Raw genomic sequence first — 18,954 nt, forward strand, 5'->3', positions numbered from 1 at the left:
GATTGTAAACTTGGAGAAAGCTATATTTCTCAAAACGCAGGAAAAGGTGTTGAAGCATGAGTAATCTTTCGAACGGATTGCCTCCCCGGACACAAAGCGGGAAAAAATCCGCCAAACCGAAAAAAACGAAAAAGAAAAAAAGCTTTTTCAGATCGTTTATGAAGTTTGTCTTGTTTCTGCTTATTATAGGTATTTTGGCAGCAGGTGGTTATACCTACTATCTTTACAATCAGGTAGAGGAAGTTTTGGATACGGGGATCAACACGGAAGTACCCAAAACACAATTGGCAGAAGCTAAGCCTTTGACTATCTTATTGCTAGGAACCGATTACCGCCCTGATCATCCGACTTATTTGTCCGACGTTATTATGGTAGCTACATTGAACCCCAATACTAAATCGTCTACCATCGTGTCCTTACCGCGCGATACGCGTCTAGAAATGGATGGATATAAACCTCGCAAGTTGAATGAGTATTATCCGGTGTTTAAGGCTAGAGAGAAAGAATCTGGCGAAGTTGCTGAAGAACAAATGAAGAAGATGATTGGCAAATATTTAAACATTGATATTGATTATGTGACGGTTATTAACTTCCAGGGCTTTAGAGATGTAGTAGATAATTTGGGTGGCGTAGATGTGACGGTTGATAAAAACATGTGTTATCGTGACCGTGCAGATGGTACCGATATTAACCTGACAGTTGGAGCCAAGCATTTGAACGGTGATCAGGCTCTTGATTTTGTTCGCTACCGCAAATCGAATTGCCGTCCGAGAACAGCTGAATCTGACGATTTTGATCGTAATCGTCGACAAAATCAGGTGCTTCATTCCCTAATTGACCAAATGCAATCCTTTAACGCTTTGACCAAGTTTAGTGCAATTATTAAATCGGTTGATAAGAATATGATGACAGATATCGAGTCACAGCAAATGAAAAATATCGTACAAACCTATTGGAATATTTCTAAACAAAATGTGAAATACAATCCGGTGGCGGGAACGTGGCGTAGCCCGTATGTGTACATTGATGAGCAACAGCTCGATTTGGCCAAACAAGCGCTACAAGAGGAATTAGCTAAAAAAGCAAGCGATAATACTGCAGCTTCTTCCAATTCCTGAGTGTGTATCTTTCTCCCCTATTATGTTATAATCGCAGCGAGTAAAGCTCTTATATAACATAAGGGGGTTGAGGTATGTCTAAAGTTATAGTGAACCCAGTCTAGGTCCAGTGAGCAATCACTGGGCCTTTTGTGTCTAATTTAAAAATGTACAGGCTCAGAGGCTATCTTCACTACAACTTTTCGTTGCTTTATGCTGCTTTGGGGTTCTTTTTTCAGGGAATCAGCAAGTATTGGGTACCCGGTGAATAGGTATAGGTATGAAACACGAGATTGTCCACGCCGCTTTGGAGGGGATTTAATGAAGAAAATTTTTGTGCTGGATACGAATGTGCTGCTGCATGATCCGAAAGCCATTTTTACCTTCAAAGAACATGAAGTTGTCATTCCAGCTGTTGTTCTGGAAGAAATCGACTCCAAAAAACGCAACGCGGATGAGATTGGACGGAATGCCCGCAATGTATCGCGACTGTTGGACGGGTTGAGAGAAGTAGGTCATCTGCACAGTGGCGTTCCACTTCCCCAAGGTGGGAGGCTTAAAGTTGAGTTAAACCACCGAAGTTTTTTGAAAGTTCAGGAGATGTTCGGGGAGGTTTCGAACGATAACCGGATTTTGGCGGTCGCCTTGAATTATCATCTGGAAGAGCAGGAGCAGCCTGAACCACGTTCGGTCGTTTTGGTCAGTAAAGACGTGCTGGTCAGGATCAAGGCAGATGTATTGGGACTACTGACTGAAGACTACCTATCCGATAGAACAGGCGATCTGAGTGAGCTATATCCCGGATACTCGGCAATACAGGTGCACCCGTCCATCATAGATGAATTTTACTCTAACCGTTTTTTACCAATCAAGCCACTGGAACTACCTTATACGCTGTATCCACATGAATTTGTCATTCTGAAAGATGAAATGGGAACAGGAAAATCAGCTTTGCTGAAAGTAAATCAGGAGGCAGAGAGATTAGAGCCGCTGTACTTAAGTAACGAATCGGTGTGGGGAATCAGCGCGCGTAATGCTCAACAGCGGATGGCATTGGAGCTTTTGCTTAATGACGATATCCCCCTCGTGACCATTACAGGAAAAGCGGGTACGGGCAAAACGTTGCTGGCGCTGGCGGCAGGTTTGCTTAAGGTAGAGGATGAACATCGCTTCAAGAAACTGCTGATTGCTCGGCCTGTTGTTCCTATGGGTAAGGATATTGGTTATTTACCGGGAGAAAAGGATGAAAAGCTTCGCCCGTGGATGCAACCAATCTACGACAATCTAGAGTATCTGTTTGATGCCAAAAAATCAGGTGATATCGACAAAATTTTGATGGGCTTGGGCAGTATTCAGGTGGAGGCACTTACTTATATTCGCGGGCGTTCGATACCTGGGCAATTTATTATAGTCGATGAGGCGCAAAACTTATCCCGACATGAGATCAAAACGATTGTGTCCCGGGTGGGTGAGGGGAGCAAGATCATTTTGATGGGAGATCCAGAGCAGATTGATCACCCTTATCTGGATGCAGCCAGTAACGGTCTAACCTATGTGGTGGAGCGGTTTAAGCAAGAAGGGATTAGCGGGCATATTATGTTGGAAAAAGGAGAACGCTCCAAGCTCGCGCAGTTGGCAGCCGATCTGCTATAAAATTCCTATCGTTATTACAATAATAAAGACCTCGGGAATATCCCGGGGTCTCTTGTTTTGTACACGTAAAAATTCAGAACAATAAAAGTGAGCAAAAGCTTACTTAAAGTTTAATTCGAGCTTAACTTCAAGCATTCCTGCTAAAGTGCGTACTTCTGTGGCTTTGACATAGGAAATAAGCTGCTGTGGGTAGAAACCCAGATCAAAATCCTTTTCCAGTTTGTTGCGGGTCGTATCAGGTAGTTCTAGACCATTAAATACCAATCGATCTACATGAAATAAAATTGCATTTTTCGGTTCATTTTCTACCGTGTAGTGACCTTCTACTCTTAATTTCATCGTTCCCTGCTGACCTTCTACCATAATTCGATCCTGCGCAAATGTAAAGCTGAAGTGATTAAACAATTCATTTTCTGACTTTAAAAAACGGTTAAAGTCCTCTTCGCGAATGCTTATCGTAATCACTTTTCCATTTGTAACCATGGCACCTTGTTGTTGTTGAATGAATTGCGGTAAATCCTGCATAGCTTGAGCTAATGCTTTAAAGTGCTTATTTACCTCGTAGACACCTACATTCTCCCAATAAGCTGTCATTTCGCCAATAAGCTTGCGTAGGGTATCCGGGTCATTACTGGCGTTAACGCCGTCATTTACACGCGACTGAAGCAGGATAATGCGTTTACGTTGTGCCAGTAAGTTTGTTTTGACTGTCTCCAATTCCATTGAAGCTTGGGTGACTTGTTGTTCTGTTTTTCGCATAGATTGATAATTGGATTCGTATTCTTGAAGCACATCCTGATCGTGACTAATCAATAATAAGTAGTAATCGTACAGAGAGAGAAGTTGCCTTATACTTTTCGCCCCTAGCACCACGCTCAACAGCTTGTCCCTTTCACCCATATAATAAGATCGCAGCACAGAACCTGCACGCTTCCGTTGTATGGTCATTTGCTCTTGCTGAACGGTGAGATTACTTCGCAGTTCCTGCTGACGGTGCAAAAGAGTCTGCTGCTCCTGACTGATTCGCTCAATTTCATGGTCTATCTCTACAATCGACAGGCTATCTTGTAAAATCTGATTTTCTTCATGGGTGGGAGCGGCCAGAGTAGGACGTACATATATGAAAGTTAGCATCATAATGGTGGTCAGCAGGGTGCTGATTGTGATTTTTATTCGTTTGTTCATTTGGTTTCCCCTTTTATGTATTCCCGAAAAAAACTAATAGTAATGTATATGATCCTTTCTGTTTCTTTAACCATTCATTTTATTGTACAGCAGTCTGAGCATGCTTGAAACCCGAAACTGTTTACGTTCACGTATGAGTTCTTGCAGAAATGGAAATACAATTTAGTATCAAATAGATTCTATGAACTCTACGAGAGGCATAGGAATGAATAAACAGCTTTTATACCCTATTCAAATACCGGCAAGATCGGTTCATGAAGACGGTTATTTCAGGATGTTGTTAGGAGGGCTAGAGGCATGACTGCAATAAGACAAGATGCATGGAGTGTGGAAGATGACTTGATATTGGCGGAGGTGACATTGCGGCATATCCGTGAAGGTGGAACGCAGCTCGCTGCGTTTGAGGAGGTTGGACAAAAAATCGGAAGAACCTCTGCAGCATGTGGTTTTCGTTGGAACAGCTGCGTGCGCAAACGTTATGATGAAGCGATTAGCATTGCCAAAGCACAGCGCCAGAAGCGCAGTTATATCCGTAAGCAGAACCCAGTAGGTGTATCACAGGTTGCGGCTTTTGCCTCACTTGATACAGTCGAAGGTGGGTACAGAACGGATGGTACGAGTGAGGATACGTTATCTATTGATGCAGTAATTCGCTTCTTGCGTCAATGGAAGGGATCCGTCCAGGAAACGAATCGGCAGATTAAGATGCTGGAGAAAGATTTACGGGAAAAGGAAGAAGAATTGAATCAGCTTCGCTCCATTAATGACCGATTGTCCAAAGAAGTGAATGAGGTGCAAACCGACTATCGTGTTGTGAATGATGATTATAAAGCTCTGATTCAGATTATGGACCGGGCTCGGCGCTTGGCTTTAATCACTGATGAAGAGGAAGAGCTTAAATCCAGATTCAAAATGGACGCGAATGGGAATCTGGAGCGCATTGAGTAACAAGATTACTTCTACAATATTGAAATAAAACGTCAACTAGCGCTTTGCCGGAGTTGGCGTTTTTTGTATTTCTTTAGAGTGCATATGATATAGTAGAAAAAAAGATGGAAGCGAGACGATACAAAGGTGATTGATATTATTGGAGCGGGTTCGCTGGGATTGTTGTTTGCCGGGAGGTTGTCTGCCTCAGGTACAAAAGTAAGGCTGTGGACGCGTACACTTGAGCAGGCACGCGTCATTGCTCGTGAAGGGATTACTGTGTTTGATAAAGAGGGACAGACGGCAGTACATGTGTCCGGGAATAAATTGAAGGTAGCGCCATTGGCAGATTGGCAACGGTTAAATTCACAGGCTCCGGCACGATGGATCATGCTTATGACCAAACAGGGGGCGATTGAGGAAGTATTAGAACAGATCCAGCCTGCAGCTCAAATGGATAGAGATACAGGAATTGTTTGCTTGCAGAATGGAATCGGCCATATAGAACGCATTAGAAAGGCTTGGCCTAAAGCTGTGGTATACCCTGCTGTGACGACTGAAGGAGCCAAGAGGCAGGGAGTAGCATCTATTGTACATGCAGGATCGGGTGTTACTGAAATAGGATGTTCGGAGGAAGAGGAGGAGTCGAAGAACAATAATTTTAATCAATGTGTGCTAAATCGGCTGCTTGCAGCAGGATTTGACGCTTTCTTGTCGAAAGAAATCGAGAACGGTATGTATCGCAAGTTGTTGATCAATGCTGTGATCAATCCGCTGACGGCGTTATGGCGAGTTCGTAATGGCGAGCTACTTTCGGACCCTATTCGAATACATATGATGCGCAGGCTGTACGATGAAGGCATTCAAGTGTATGAAGCTCATGGTATCCACTGGGAAAACGCATGGTGGGAGCAAATTATGAATGTATGCCGGGCAACGGCAGAGAATCACTCGTCCATGCTAGCTGATGTACTTGCACAGTCCATGACGGAAGTTGCTTCGATTAACGGACAACTGGTGCAGATGGCAGATCGGGCTGGAGTTACTGCATCAACTCATGAGTTATTGTGGCAATTAATTGAAGGCATGCGGCTAAAAGAGGGGTGATTAGTTGAGTCTTATACAAGGTACTATTATCACTTTCAGTATTCTTCCCTTTTTTCCGTTTTTGATCGTGTTTGCGGTTTGTCGCTACATTCTTAAAATGGAAAAAAAGAAATCGTTACTTACTTCTATGGATATTACCACGTTTTTTCTGATATTTTCCGTCGCAGCACTCTTTAACGTCATTTTTACATCTCGATTCGGTTTTTATTTGATTCTACTGCTCCTATTACTGGCCTTGGGTTTAATTGGAGGAGCTCAAAATCGAATAAAAGGGAAGGTTGATGGTAAAAGATTATGTAGAGCGGTCTGGAGATTAACTTTTATGGCGATGACATTGGCGTATATTTTGTTGACTGTTGTTGGTATATTTAAGAATATATTCAACATCATGTGATATAAGATGACATCGAAAGGTGAAAAAATATGAATTAATCATGTTTTTTTGAAAAAAAAGCTCAATTTGAAGAAATGTAATGTAGATTTTTTTGACCGCTGGTTGTATAATCTATAAACATATACCACTTTAGAACTAGGGGGAAAACGCTAGATGAAAAGGAAAAGCTTTTTAGTCCTTTTGACACTCATTCTTGCAGTTGGCGCACTGCTCGCAGGTTGCGGCGGCAAGAACGATACCAATGGTAAGGGCGCACAAGAAAACACCTCGACTACGCCGGCTGCGGCCGACAAGCAAATTTTGCGCATTAACCTTGCATCCGAGCCGCCAACGTTCGATCCGGCACAAGCTCAGGATAGTCAAACTAACACGGTTCTGAAAACTTTGTATGAAGGTCTCGTACGTATGGGTCCTGACGGCAAAGAAATCCCTGGCGTAGCTGAATCTTGGAAAATTTCCGATGACGGCAAAACCTATACGTTCAAGCTTCGTGATACTGCAAAATGGAGTAATGGCGATCCAGTCAAAGCAAGCGACTTCGTATTTGCTTGGCAACGGGTATTGGATCCTTCCACGGCTCCTGCACCTCCATATGCTTACCAATTGTACTATATCAAAAATGCTGAGGGTTACAACCTGAGCACTTCGAAATCTTTTAAAGGCACTAAAGTTACAGACTTTAAAGATGTAGGTGTTAAAGCTGTTGACGATCATACATTGCAAGTAGAGCTGGAGCACCCAACTCCTTACTTCTTGGGATTGACTTCTTTCTACACTTTCTATCCTGTAAATCCTTCTGTTAAAGGTAATGACAAGTGGGCTGTTAAGAAAGATAGCATGATCACTAACGGACCTTACACATTAACGACTTGGGACAGCGGTCAAAAGATCGAAGTAACCAAGAGTGAAAACTATTGGGGTAAAGACGAAATCAAGCTGAACAAAATTACGATGTCCCTTGTAAATAGCGGTGCAACAGAGCTGGCTTCTTATAGAAGTGGACAACTCGATTACGCAGGTATGCCAAACGGTGAAATTCCTACCGACCAAATTCCGGCTGTGAAAAAAGAATTGCCTAACGAATTTAAGGCAAAAGGGATTGCAAGTACGTACTACTATCTGTTTAATGTAACTGAAAAACCATTTAACAATGTTAAAATCCGTAAAGCGTTTGCGATGGCTATTCAACGCCAACCAATCGTTGAAAGAGTGACATTGGGCGGTCAAATTCCTGCATACGGCTTTGTACCTCCAGGTATCAAAGGAGTATCTCAAGAATTCCGTACTGAGAATAAAGATGATTACTTCAAAGAAGACTTCACTGAAGCGAAAAAATTGCTTCAAGAAGGTATGAAGGAAGAAGGCGTAACTACACTTCCTCCGGTAACATTGCTGTATAACTCCAGTGAGAGTCACCAAAAGATAGCTTTGGCAGTTGCTGATATGTGGAAGAAAAACCTTGGTGTGGACATCAAAACCCAAAACCAAGAGTGGGGCGTATTTATCCAAACACGTAATAAGCTGAATTTCCAAATTGCTCGTGGTGGATGGTCTGCTGACTATAATGATCCAATGACATTCCTGGATATGTGGACAACAGGCAATGGCAATAACAATGCAGGTTATGCTAACCCAGCATATGATGCTTTGATTGAAGCAGCTAAGAAAGAAACTGATCCAGCAAAACGCATGGAAGATTTTGCGAAAGCGGAGAAAATTCTGGTTCAAGATGATATGGTAATGCTTCCGATCTACTACTACTCAAATGTTTCTTTAACAAAACCGAATGTAAAAGACATTGGGCTTGACTTTAGTGGAGCAGTTGATTTCACAAGAGCGTATATTACACAGTAACTGAAGCTCGATTCTGAAGTTTGATAGTTACTTCGGGATATATATGTGGATAGAACCATATATATCCCGTTTTTTTTGTGTGTCATGGTCTTTTCCATCATCATGTAACCATGCAAATAAGTAGATTGGACAGTCCAATTCTATTTCGATAAAATCGAATGGTGTCGAAAAAAATTTATGGGGGGTGTAAACGGGCAATGACGCGTTATTTGATCAGTAAATTTTTCTACATGCTGCTATCTTTGTTCATTCTGATCTCTGCGACGTTTTTTCTCATGAAAGCAATTCCGGGTAACCCCTTCATGAGTGAAAAAGCGACTTCTCCTGAGATTCAAGCCCGGTTAATGGAGCAATATGGGCTGGATAAGCCTGTATATGTCCAATATTTTAAATACTTAGGTGATATTGCTTCAGGTGATTTTGGTATTTCTATGAAAAAGCTGAATCAAAGTGTAACTGACATTATCGGACAAACTTTTACGGTTTCCCTCAAACTGGGTTTTGTTGCCATAATCGTGTCGATAATTGTCGGTCTCTTGCTAGGTATGCTAGCAGCTTTGTATCATCGTAGGCTAATAGATAACGTTGCAATGGTATTAGCTATCATGGGGATTGCGGTTCCCAGCTTCGTTCTGGCATCGTTGATTCAATTTTTCTTCGCTCAACAGTTAGGTTGGTTTAATGTTATGGGCTTTGACGGTCCGATGGACTACGTTCTGCCTGTTGCAGCTCTATCTGCTTCCCCTATTGCGTTTATCGCTCGACTAACGCGTTCTAGCATGCTGGAAGTGCTTCATGCGGATTACATTAAGACTGCCAAGGCTAAAGGCTTGAAATCCATTACTATTATGTTCAAACACGTTGTACGTAATGCTATTCTGCCGGTTGTTACCTATGTGGGACCAATGACGGCCAATATTATTACGGGTTCAGTTGTTATTGAACGTATCTTCGGGATTGGCGGTATTGGTAAGGTATTCGTAGATAGTATTACAACCCGCGATTATACCATGATTATGGGAGTTACTATTTTTTACGGTATTTTGCTGATGGTGGCGCGTTTTATTACAGATATTGCATATGGATTTATTGATCCGCGGATTAAGCTTACTGGCGGGAAGGAGGGATAACTTTATGTCTGTTAAAGATAATGCTGTGAACTTGGATAAGCTTCAGGTGAAACCGGAAGATTTCCAGAAGGTCGGGGCGGATGAAAAGCAGTCTGAAGTTATTCAGCGCGAAAGCTTATCCGCTTGGCGAGATGCTTGGGAGCGACTTCGTAAAAATAAACTGGCTATGACAAGCTTGAGTGTTTTGGTTCTCATTGTGCTTGCTTCAATCGTTGGCCCGATGCTGTCCCCATACGATGACCGCACGAATGATTTGTTGAGCACCAATCTTCCTCCTTCGGCGGAACATTGGTTCGGAACAGATGATCTGGGGCGTGATATGTTTGTACGTACTTGGATGGGCGCTCGGATTTCCTTGATTATTGGTTTGGCTGCTGCAATGATTGACTTGATGATTGGAGTTATTTATGGTGGAATTATGGGTTACTTTGGTGGCCGCGTTGATGAAATCATGAATAAATTTTCTGAAATCTTGTACTCCATTCCTTACTTGCTTGTTACGATCCTGTTGCTGGTTGTACTGGAGCCAAGTATCACTACAATTATTATTGCGCTCTGTGTAACGGGGTGGATTAACATGTCGTGGATTGTACGTGGTGAGATGTTACAACTTAAAAACCGAGAATTCGTACTCGCTTCCCGTTCAATGGGTGCAGGTGCTGGTCGTTTGCTGTTCCGTCACTTGTTGCCTAATGCGGTAGGACCGATCATTGTCACACTGACTTTGACAGTTCCAAGTGCTATTTTCTCTGAGGCATTCCTGAGCTTCCTTGGATTAGGGGTACAGGCTCCTCAGGCGTCGCTGGGTTCAATGATTGAATCAGCTCTGACCGGGTGGATGTATTACCCGTGGCGGATGCTTTTCCCAGCAGGTTTGATCAGTTTGATTATGCTTGCGTTCAACCTTTTTGGCGACGGCTTGCGTGATGCGCTTGATCCGAAGTTGAAGAAATAGGAGGTGAGATCATGGTGAGTAGCAACAATTTAATTGAGGTTGAAGGTCTTAAAAAGTATTTTAATGTTGGCAAAAACCGTGTGCTCAAAGCGGTGGACAACCTGAATTTCTATATTCGCGAGGGTGAAACGCTGGGTATGGTTGGCGAATCCGGCTGTGGTAAGTCTACAGCGGGTCGTACGATTTTGCGCTTGTATGAACCTACAGCAGGTAGCGTACGTTTTAACGGTACGGATATTTACAAATTATCACCAAGTAAAATGAAAGCAATGCGTCGTGATATGCAGATGATCTTTCAAGATCCGTATGCATCATTGAACCCGCGTTTTACCGTTTCTGATATTATTGGTGAGGCACTGGATATTCACAATATGGCGGGTAGCCGTGCAGAACGTAAGAAACGGATTGAAGAGTTACTTGATCTGGTTGGTTTGAACCCTGACCATGCAACACGCTATCCGCATGAGTTTTCTGGTGGCCAACGTCAACGGATCGGTATTGCACGTGCACTGGCTGTTAATCCTAAATTCATCATCTGTGATGAGCCGATTTCAGCTCTTGACGTATCTATTCAGGCTCAGGTTGTCAACCTGTTAAAAGAGCTTCAAGAACGTTTGGGTCTGACATACCTGTTCATTGCGCATGATCTGTCGATGGTCAAGCACATCAGTGATCGGGTAGCTGTAATGTATATGGGTAGAATGGTTGAGCTTGCAGAAAGTGCTGAGTTGTATGCAAACCCGATCCATCCTTATACGAAAATGCTTTTGTCGGCGATCCCACTTCCTGATCCAGAAGTAGAAGCCAACAAAAAACGGATTATTATGCCAGGCGACCAAGCAGGCCCGATTCATGATGCATCTGGCAGTAAGACAGGGGCTTATAACCTGGAAAATGCCACGCTCATCGAAGTGTCTAAAGGACATTTTGTAGCTGAGCCTTACGCCTGATCTTGTTTTATGCACCAACCGCCGAGTTATTCGGCGGTTTTTTTTGTAGGAAGCTTTGACGTGGACAGAGGCTTTCGGTACAATCAAGCAGTAAGGTTTTGGTGGAGACAGGAGGCAGACCCATGAAAATAATTCCGGAAACGCTTCGCGGAGGGTCGGCTTTGGCAGAAGATTATATACAGGGTACAGGACGCGCAAGCGACTTGTATGAATATAATGTGCTGCACGCCGATGCTTATGCCCAACGGGCGAAGTGGCTGGATAAGACGGGGCATCTGCGATTAAACCGTAAGGATGTCGTAGCATGTCTTCGTATATACAATGAGAAATACAATTCGTATGAGGCGGTTGGTGCTTCATTGGACCGTCTGGAAAGTCCAGATGCTCTGGTAGTAGCTGGCGGGCAGCAAAGCGGACTGTTCACAGGTCCGATGTTGGTCATTTACAAAGCCGCTACCCTTATTAAGGCGGCGAGAGAAGCAGAGGAACGGCTTGGACGTCCGGTTATTCCTATCTTCTGGATTGCTGGCGAAGATCATGACTGGGACGAGGTCAATCATACATACGTAATGGCAAATGACCCACAAGCCGTCAAAATCAAGCTGAATAAGCAACCTGAACGCCGTTCTTCGGTTAGTGCCATTAAAGTTGACGCTCTTGAATGGAAGCAAGCGATAGCGGATATAGAGCAAAGCTTGCCAGATTCAGAACATAAGGCTGATATAATGCGCATGATTGAGAACGGGATAACGGATTCATATGGACTGAGTGAAGCCTTTGCCAAGTTGCTGGGCCTTTTGTTCGGCACCTATGGATTAGTACTTTTGGATTCAGCAGATCCTTCGCTACGCAAACTGGAAGCATCCATTTTTAAGCGGCTGGTTCAGCACAATGATGAGTTGGAGCATGCTTACCGGACGGCTGCCACGCGGATCGTAGATTATGGCTATCAGTTACAAGCCGATGTGCATGAAGGTGGCGCGAATCTCTTTTATATCCATGAAGATGAACGCTTGCTGCTTTTCAAAAAAGCTGGACTATTCACGGATCGACACGGTCTGGTGGCGTTTACTGTGGATGAACTGCTTGAAGAGATAGATAGACATCCCGAACGTTTTAGTAACAATGTGCTAACTCGTCCTATAATGCAGGATTCACTGTTTCCGGTGCTGGCATCTGTGCTGGGTTTAGGAGAAATTGCTTACTGGGCGATTACACGGGATGCTTTCGGGGTGTTGAAGATGCAGATGCCGATACTGCTGCCACGAATGTCTTTTACGTTGGTAGAGCCAGGTGTGGAGAAGCATATGCTTAAGTATGAATTAAGTTTTGGTCAAGTTAGAGACGGACTTGAGGAACGGAAAAAGCAATGGATCGCCACTCAAGATCAGCTTGGAATGCAGGATCAGTTTTCCGGGGCTAAGGAAGCTTTTGTCCGCATGTACGAACCGCTTGTGCAACAGACAGGTTTGATTGAAAAAGGTTTGCTACGGCTCGGAGAAACCAACCGCGACAAGATTCTGTCACAGATCGCCTATCTGGAGGCAAAAGTTCAGGAAGCGTTGCTTCGGCAAAATGAAACAGCACTTCGCCAGTGGGATCGTATTGAATGGTCGCTTTTTCCATTTGGACAGCCGCAGGAGCGGGCGTATACGATCTATCATTTTCTAAACCGTCATGGTCTCAGCCTGATTGATATGATTATGAATGTACCATTGGATCTGATGGGTACGCATCGTGTTATCTATGTATGATTAATTATTTTATATAGGATTTATCATGGAGCAAATTTAACCAATATGAAGGAGGAAACAAAGTATGACTTCCCATTCTCTACAAAATAGCATAGTTCACGATCTTAAATTGGCCCCTGAAGGTCATTTGAAAATTGATTGGGTAGAAGCCCATATGCCGGTATTGAACCGTATACGTCAACAATTTGAGCAAGAGCAGCCTTTTGCTGGTCTGAAGGTAACCATCTGTCTACATCTGGAGGCCAAAACGGCTTACCTGGCTAAAGTGGTACAAGCAGGTGGAGCGCAGGTAACTATTACGGGTAGTAATCCATTGTCCACACAAGATGATGTTTGCGCCGCATTAGTTGAAGATGGGGTTACGGTATTAGCTAAATACAATCCGGACCCAGAAGAATTCAAAAATTTGCAAATCAAGGCACTGGAAACAAAGCCGGATCTCATTATAGATGATGGTGGTGACTTGGTTACTCTGTTGCAATCCGAACGGCCTGATCTGATTTCTACGATCCGTGGGGGAGCAGAGGAGACAACTACTGGTATCATTCGTTTGAAGGCATTGGAAAAAGAAGGGCAACTTCACTTTCCGATGGTGGCTGTTAATGATGCTTACTGCAAATATTTGTTTGATAACCGCTATGGTACAGGACAGTCAGCTTTCGACGGCATTATTCGTACGACTAATCTGGTTGTGGCAGGGAGTACAGTGGTTGTGGTAGGTTATGGCTGGTGTGGCAAAGGGGTTGCAATGCGTGCGAAAGGGCTGGGAGCCAACGTTGTTGTAACCGAAGTTGATCCAATCAAGGCAGTAGAAGCTCATATGGATGGTTTCCATGTGTTGCCGATGGTAGAAGCTGCCAAACTGGGTGACTTCTTTATTACAGTAACTGGAAACAAAGCTGTAATTACAGGGGAACACTTTGATGTTATGAAGGATGGAGCTGTGCTGTGTAACGCAGGGCATTTTGATGTGGAGGTTAGTAAGCCTGAGCTTGCTAAACGCTCCGAATCCATTCGCACGGTGCGTCGCAATATCGAGGAATATCGCTTTAAAGATGGACGTAAAATGTATTTGCTGGCAGAAGGACGCCTCGTGAATCTGGCTGCTGCTGATGGACATCCTGCGGAAATTATGGATACGACATTTGCGCTTCAGGCGCTTGGCTTGAAATATGTGAATGATCGTTACAATGAGCTAGGCAAAGCCGTTATTAATGTACCTTATGAAATTGATGAGCAGGTAGCTCGATTCAAGCTTGATAGTCTGGGAATCCAAATTGACACGTTAACCGAAGACCAAAAGATCTATTTGGACAGCTGGAACGCGTAATCGGATTTTTTCGTCACGATGTCCGCTGCAAAAGTGTTGCGTTTTTAATGCAAGTATTTGTTTAGGTCGACATAATGGGCAGAGAGTAAGCCCTTTATTCCGTGTTGTTTCGAAACCTGATGCATATTGTCGGGGGCCGGCTTCATGGGATAAGGGGCTTTTTTGCATCTTGTGACGCGGGGCTACAATAACAGACATAATGGTATGGATCCGGCTTCTATCACTTTTTGGTAATGAAAAAGAGGTCTTTGATTTTTTAAAGCGAATCTATTATGCTTAGGTGGTGGAAAGTGGGCCAAAGTGGGAGAATGGGGTAAGGGGTGACGAAACCAATGTTTATGGGGGAGTTCCAACATAGCATTGATGAGAAGGGTCGGCTTACTGTACCGGCCAAGTTTCGTGAACTTCTCGGTGCCTCGTTCGTGGTTACCCGCGGGCTGGACCAATGCCTCTTCGTGTATCCCATGGATGAGTGGGCTGTCATGGAGAAAAAACTTAAAGCACTGCCTCTGATGAAGGCCGATGCGCGAGCGTTTACCCGTTTTTTTTTCTCGGGGGCGACTGAATGCGAATTGGACAAACAGGGCAGGGTAAATTTACCGGGGAATTTGTGCGAATACGCCAAGCTCACTAAAGAGTGCGTCGTATTGGGAGTGTCCACCCGTGTAGAGATTTGGAGCAAGCACACTTGGGAGCAATATTTCAACCAATCAGAAGAAGCATTTAACGACATTGCTGAGAAATTGGTTGATTTCAACTTTGAATTGTAATTTAGGAGGTCAGCCGTTTGTTTCACCACATTACCGTACTCAAAGAAGAAGCAACACAGGCACTAAACATCAGGCAGGACGGGATTTATGTGGACTGCACGTTGGGAGGGGCAGGACACAGTTCAGTCATTGCATCACAGCTTGGCCCTGAGGGAAGGCTCATTGCCTTTGATCAGGACGACTGGGCATTGAACAATGCGCGAGAGAAGCTGTCAGCCTATGAAGGCAAGATTTCATTAGTGAAATCCAACTTCCGTCACTTGCAGGACAAGCTGACCGAATTGGGATTGCCCGAGAAAGACGGCGTCCCGCAGGTCCAGGGTATTTTGTTCGATCTGGGTGTGTCCTCGCCCCAGTTCGATGAGGGGGAACGGGGATTTAGCTACAATCATGATGCGCCGCTTGATATGCGGATGGATCAGAGTAGCTCGCTTACGGCTTACGAAATTGTCAATGAATGGTCAGAAGCAGAGATTGCGCGTATTTTGTTTCATTACGGAGAAGAGAAGTTTTCACGGCGGATCGCAAAGATCATGATTGAACGTCGATTGAACAAGCCTATTCACACAACAGGGGAACTTGTCGATATTATCAAAGAAGGAATTCCGGCTGCAGCACGCAGAACCGGGGGACATCCGGCTAAACGCAGTTTCCAGGCTTTGCGGATTGCTGTGAATGATGAGTTGGGTGCACTGGAAGATACTTTGCATCAGGCAGTAAGATGTCTGGCTCCAGGAGGCAGAATTTCGGTCATTACATTCCATTCTCTGGAGGATCGGATATGCAAGCATATTTTCAAGGAGTATTTGGCGAAAAGCATCTATCCGTCTGATTTGCCTATTTTGGAGGACAAAATGGAAGGCGATCTGAAGCTGGTGAATCGTAAACCGATTGTGGCGTCAGAGCAGGAACTAGAGATGAATCCACGGTCCCGGTCAGCTAAGCTTAGAGTTGCCGAGAAATTGTAAATTTAATGGAGAAGGAGAGGCGACATGGCTTATACACGCGGTAATTTGGCTGTAAAAGAAAGAGCCCGTCAGGAACAGGTTCAGCAACAACGGTATCGTGAGACTACCAAAGTCGTTACACGCCGCAGAGAGCTGCCGATTCGAGAAAAGCTGCTGTATCTATTGACACTTGTAGCGTGCATTGTCATTGCTGGTATGTTGATTAGCAGGTACGCTCACATTTATCAAATCAATTATTCGATTAATACGGCAAGCAAGGACATTTCCAAATTACAGACCAATATCGCCCAACTGAAGATTCAAAAGGAGCGTCTGGAAAATCAGATCGTGCCGACTGCAAAGCAACAGGGATATATCGAACCAACAAGAGAGCCCATTCGTGTGGAAAAGCAGGCTGCCAAATAGTTAAGGGCATAGCATCAAGCTATGCTCTGACGTACATTTTTTTGCAGAGAGGTTTGAGCTATGGTCAAAAGAATAAAGCTTCGCACACTGCTAATAGGGGGATGTATTACCCTCTTTTTTCTTGTTCTGCTACTTAAAGTATTTTGGATTCAAGTTGTGAGCGGGGAATACTGGCATAACCTGGTAGTTAATCAAGTAGAAAGAGATCAGGTGATTCAGCCCAAGCGTGGAACCATTACGGACCGTAAAGGAAACGTATTGGCTACGGATGCACCGGCTTATACGGTAGTTGTCAATCCTAGCATCATTCAGGAGTATGATTTGGAGAATGAGGTTGTAGCTAAGCTGCACCAGTTACTCAAAACGCCTGAGGATGAGCTGAGAGGACATCTTTCTGCAAAGGATAAAAAGGGGAACTACTTAAAAAATCGCGAGATTCGTAATGGGGGCTGGAAGGTAGATCCTGAGGTCAAGGCACAAGTGGATACGTTCAAAGAGTATTTGAAGGATAAGTATGAAGTAATTGGAGCTGTGGACACCGTTCAAGAATCCAAACGCTATTATCCGGAAAATAAGCTGGCTTCCCATGTTCTTGGCTATCAAAGAAAAGATGGCACAGCAGGTATGGGGTTGGAAGCTTATTATAATAAAGAGCTCTCGGGCACGGCTGGAAAGCTTCTGTATCAGCGGGATCGGAAGGGAGTTCCTCTTCAAGGATCGGAAAGTGTCTATGAGCCGGCACAAAATGGTAAAAATTTAAAGCTGACGATTGACGATACGATTCAGTATTATATAGAGGATGCCATGCAGGAAGCTATTGCAAATTATAATCCGAAAACGATGACTGTGGTAGCGGCTGATCCTAAAACGATGGATGTTCTCGGTATGGCGACTTACCCGAATTTTAATCCCAATACATATGGGAGTACACCTTTGGAATATTTCCGTAATAATGCTACTCAGTCTATCTACGAGCCAGGCTCCACGTTTAAGATTGTAACCTTGGCAGCTGCGGTTCAAGAAAAGGTGTTCAATCCAAATGAATCTTACCAATCTGGTATGATTCGGGTCGGAGGCTGGGATATTCGTGATGTAAGCCGCAACTGGGGAACGTTAACCTATCTTCAGGGAGTCAAGCGCTCAAGTAACGTTGGTTTCGTCCATCTGGGACTGGATAAGTTGGGTGGCGGGAGACTGAAGAAATATATTAATAACTTTGGATTCGGCGTGAAAACGGGCATTGATCTTCCGAGTGAGTCTACCGGAGCTATTACATTCCATACCCAGTACAAATCCGAGGTCGCAACCGCTTCATATGGACACGGACGTGTTCAGGTGACGCCAATCCAGCAGGTAGCTGCCATCTCGGCAATTGCTAACGGGGGGAAGCTGATGCAGCCTCATCTGGTGAAGGAAATCATCAACCCAGATACAGGCGAAGTTCAGACGATTCAACCGAAGGAAGTCCGCCAAGTGATTACTCGGGAATCGGCAGTCCAGACAAGCAGCTATCTAGAGCAGGTCGTATCTGACCAAGAAATTGGTACGGGACGCCTTGCTTATATTGACGGATATCGTGTAGCTGGTAAAACAGGTACAGCGACGAAGGTCGTCGGAAAAGTATATGACCATTCGAAGGATGTCGTGTCCTTTATAGGTTTTGCACCGGTAAATGATCCGAAAATAGCTGTTTTGGTTGTTATGGACGAACCTAACAAATCGGTAGGCGGCGGTACAGCAGCAGCACCTGTATTTAAAAAAATTGTATCCCAATCGTTGCAATATATGGGGGTTCCAAAAACGGGAACTAAAACGAATAAATCAGGTGGCGCTGTTGTAAAAACAGTGAATTTGCCAACGGTACCAACATTAACTGGTCAGGTGAAGAAGGATGCGCAAAATGCATTGCTCAAACAGGGAATTGCCTATGAAACGGTAGGCAAAGGCTCCAAAATTGTTCGCCAGTATCCTGAAGCAGGCGTCAAAATGAAACCCGGACAACGCATTTACTTGCTGACTGAGGATAGTGCCAACATGACTATTCCTGACTTTACAGGTGTTTCGTTGCGTGACACACTTCAAGTTCTGACGCTTATGAAGGTTGGTGTGCAGGTAAGCGGCGAAGGTTATGTTGTCTCTCAAAAGGCGCAAATGGTAAATGGAAAGCGAATCGTCAGCGTGACGCTTCAGCCGGCCAAAGAAACGGTGACCGGAGTGAAACCGGAGGAAACACAGGACTCGACCAATGGAGTTGCAGCTAACCAGACCGGCAGCGCAATTAAAACGGAGGCCGATACTAAAACCGAATCCGGTACTACTGCCGAAGCTGGAATAGACGTGGGAGCTCCTAAGGGAGGAATATCGGCTGTTGCAGATGAGCAAAGTGCTGCTGCGATTAAAGGCGAGGATAACTGATAGCTTGTTCTAATGTTCGTTCTTTTGAATATTCATGAGGTAAGACATGTCATGAGTATT

Annotated in this window: 16 protein-coding genes; 15 read left to right on the forward strand and 1 reads right to left on the reverse strand. The window is 44.2% G+C overall.

Going from position 1 to position 18,954, the window contains the following annotated elements; translation table 11 throughout:
- Window positions 1–56: 56 nt before the first annotated feature.
- Both C1T21_RS21175 and C1T21_RS21180 read left to right on the forward strand, forming a co-directional pair.
- A complete protein-coding gene (locus tag C1T21_RS21175; protein WP_103049631.1) occupies window positions 57–1,118 on the forward strand; it encodes an LCP family protein in 1,062 nt (353 codons plus the stop codon).
- A gap of 300 nt (window positions 1,119–1,418) precedes the next feature.
- Window positions 1,419–2,750 (forward strand): PhoH family protein, encoded by a 1,332-nt coding sequence (locus C1T21_RS21180; protein ID WP_023989462.1) that lies wholly within the window; start codon window positions 1,419–1,421, stop codon window positions 2,748–2,750.
- Between the two features lie 99 nt (window positions 2,751–2,849).
- On the opposite strand, the gene C1T21_RS21185 is transcribed toward C1T21_RS21180, so the two are convergent.
- Complete coding sequence (locus tag C1T21_RS21185) at window positions 2,850–3,935, reverse strand: coiled-coil domain-containing protein (RefSeq protein WP_103049632.1); 1,086 nt, start codon at window positions 3,933–3,935, stop codon at window positions 2,850–2,852.
- Between the two features lie 297 nt (window positions 3,936–4,232).
- On the opposite strand from C1T21_RS21185, the gene C1T21_RS21190 reads away from it, so the two are divergent.
- From C1T21_RS21190 to C1T21_RS21250, 13 genes are all read left to right on the forward strand, one after another.
- Window positions 4,233–4,883 (forward strand): RsfA family transcriptional regulator, encoded by a 651-nt coding sequence (locus tag C1T21_RS21190; protein WP_103049633.1) that lies wholly within the window; start codon window positions 4,233–4,235, stop codon window positions 4,881–4,883.
- A gap of 126 nt (window positions 4,884–5,009) precedes the next feature.
- Window positions 5,010–5,969: a ketopantoate reductase family protein gene (locus C1T21_RS21195; RefSeq protein ID WP_103049634.1), complete on the forward strand. Its 960-nt coding sequence runs from the start codon at window positions 5,010–5,012 to the stop codon at window positions 5,967–5,969.
- A gap of 4 nt (window positions 5,970–5,973) precedes the next feature.
- Window positions 5,974–6,363, forward strand: a complete 390-nt coding sequence (locus tag C1T21_RS21200; protein WP_103049635.1) for a DUF3397 domain-containing protein — start codon at window positions 5,974–5,976, stop codon at window positions 6,361–6,363.
- Between the two features lie 153 nt (window positions 6,364–6,516).
- Window positions 6,517–8,217 (forward strand): peptide ABC transporter substrate-binding protein, encoded by a 1,701-nt coding sequence (locus C1T21_RS21205; RefSeq protein WP_103049636.1) that lies wholly within the window; start codon window positions 6,517–6,519, stop codon window positions 8,215–8,217.
- 197 nt (window positions 8,218–8,414) lie between these two features.
- Window positions 8,415–9,347, forward strand: a complete 933-nt coding sequence (locus C1T21_RS21210; RefSeq protein WP_023989458.1) for an ABC transporter permease — start codon at window positions 8,415–8,417, stop codon at window positions 9,345–9,347.
- Between the two features lie 4 nt (window positions 9,348–9,351).
- Window positions 9,352–10,302: an ABC transporter permease gene (locus C1T21_RS21215; RefSeq protein WP_013311103.1), complete on the forward strand. Its 951-nt coding sequence runs from the start codon at window positions 9,352–9,354 to the stop codon at window positions 10,300–10,302.
- 11 nt (window positions 10,303–10,313) lie between these two features.
- Window positions 10,314–11,252, forward strand: a complete 939-nt coding sequence (locus C1T21_RS21220; RefSeq protein WP_013311102.1) for an ABC transporter ATP-binding protein — start codon at window positions 10,314–10,316, stop codon at window positions 11,250–11,252.
- Window positions 11,253–11,374: 122 nt separating this feature from the next.
- Complete coding sequence (bshC, locus tag C1T21_RS21225; protein WP_103049637.1) at window positions 11,375–13,006, forward strand: bacillithiol biosynthesis cysteine-adding enzyme BshC; 1,632 nt, start codon at window positions 11,375–11,377, stop codon at window positions 13,004–13,006.
- A gap of 64 nt (window positions 13,007–13,070) precedes the next feature.
- On the forward strand, window positions 13,071–14,336 hold the full coding sequence (locus C1T21_RS21230; RefSeq protein ID WP_013311100.1) for an adenosylhomocysteinase: 1,266 nt from the start codon (window positions 13,071–13,073) through the stop codon (window positions 14,334–14,336).
- Between the two features lie 332 nt (window positions 14,337–14,668).
- A complete protein-coding gene (mraZ, locus tag C1T21_RS21235) occupies window positions 14,669–15,106 on the forward strand; it encodes a division/cell wall cluster transcriptional repressor MraZ (RefSeq protein WP_013311099.1) in 438 nt (145 codons plus the stop codon).
- Between the two features lie 17 nt (window positions 15,107–15,123).
- Window positions 15,124–16,074: a 16S rRNA (cytosine(1402)-N(4))-methyltransferase RsmH gene (gene rsmH / locus C1T21_RS21240; protein ID WP_103049638.1), complete on the forward strand. Its 951-nt coding sequence runs from the start codon at window positions 15,124–15,126 to the stop codon at window positions 16,072–16,074.
- Window positions 16,075–16,098: 24 nt separating this feature from the next.
- Window positions 16,099–16,479 (forward strand): hypothetical protein, encoded by a 381-nt coding sequence (locus C1T21_RS21245; protein WP_025721604.1) that lies wholly within the window; start codon window positions 16,099–16,101, stop codon window positions 16,477–16,479.
- 60 nt (window positions 16,480–16,539) lie between these two features.
- A complete protein-coding gene (locus tag C1T21_RS21250) occupies window positions 16,540–18,894 on the forward strand; it encodes a penicillin-binding transpeptidase domain-containing protein (protein WP_103049639.1) in 2,355 nt (784 codons plus the stop codon).
- Window positions 18,895–18,954 lie beyond the last annotated feature (60 nt).

The sequence above is a fragment of the Paenibacillus sp. F4 genome (assembly GCF_002894905.1).
GTDB classification, from domain to species: Bacteria; Bacillota; Bacilli; order Paenibacillales; family Paenibacillaceae; genus Paenibacillus; species Paenibacillus polymyxa_B.

Bases quoted from the DNA above. Each gene is read 5' to 3' on its own strand.
- C1T21_RS21230 (WP_013311100.1), top strand. From the start codon at position 13,071: ATGACTTCCCATTCTCTACAAAATAGCATAGTTCACGATCTTAAATTG.
- C1T21_RS21220 (WP_013311102.1), top strand. From the start codon at position 10,314: ATGGTGAGTAGCAACAATTTAATTGAGGTTGAAGGTCTTAAAAAGTAT.
- C1T21_RS21185 (WP_103049632.1), bottom strand. From the start codon at position 3,935: ATGAACAAACGAATAAAAATCACAATCAGCACCCTGCTGACCACCATT.
- C1T21_RS21215 (WP_013311103.1), top strand. From the start codon at position 9,352: ATGTCTGTTAAAGATAATGCTGTGAACTTGGATAAGCTTCAGGTGAAA.
- C1T21_RS21190 (WP_103049633.1), top strand. From the start codon at position 4,233: ATGACTGCAATAAGACAAGATGCATGGAGTGTGGAAGATGACTTGATA.
- C1T21_RS21250 (WP_103049639.1), top strand. From the start codon at position 16,540: ATGGTCAAAAGAATAAAGCTTCGCACACTGCTAATAGGGGGATGTATT.
- C1T21_RS21210 (WP_023989458.1), top strand. From the start codon at position 8,415: ATGACGCGTTATTTGATCAGTAAATTTTTCTACATGCTGCTATCTTTG.
- C1T21_RS21175 (WP_103049631.1), top strand. From the start codon at position 57: ATGAGTAATCTTTCGAACGGATTGCCTCCCCGGACACAAAGCGGGAAA.
- C1T21_RS21180 (WP_023989462.1), top strand. From the start codon at position 1,419: ATGAAGAAAATTTTTGTGCTGGATACGAATGTGCTGCTGCATGATCCG.
- C1T21_RS21205 (WP_103049636.1), top strand. From the start codon at position 6,517: ATGAAAAGGAAAAGCTTTTTAGTCCTTTTGACACTCATTCTTGCAGTT.
- mraZ (WP_013311099.1), top strand. From the start codon at position 14,669: ATGTTTATGGGGGAGTTCCAACATAGCATTGATGAGAAGGGTCGGCTT.
- bshC (WP_103049637.1), top strand. From the start codon at position 11,375: ATGAAAATAATTCCGGAAACGCTTCGCGGAGGGTCGGCTTTGGCAGAA.
- C1T21_RS21245 (WP_025721604.1), top strand. From the start codon at position 16,099: ATGGCTTATACACGCGGTAATTTGGCTGTAAAAGAAAGAGCCCGTCAG.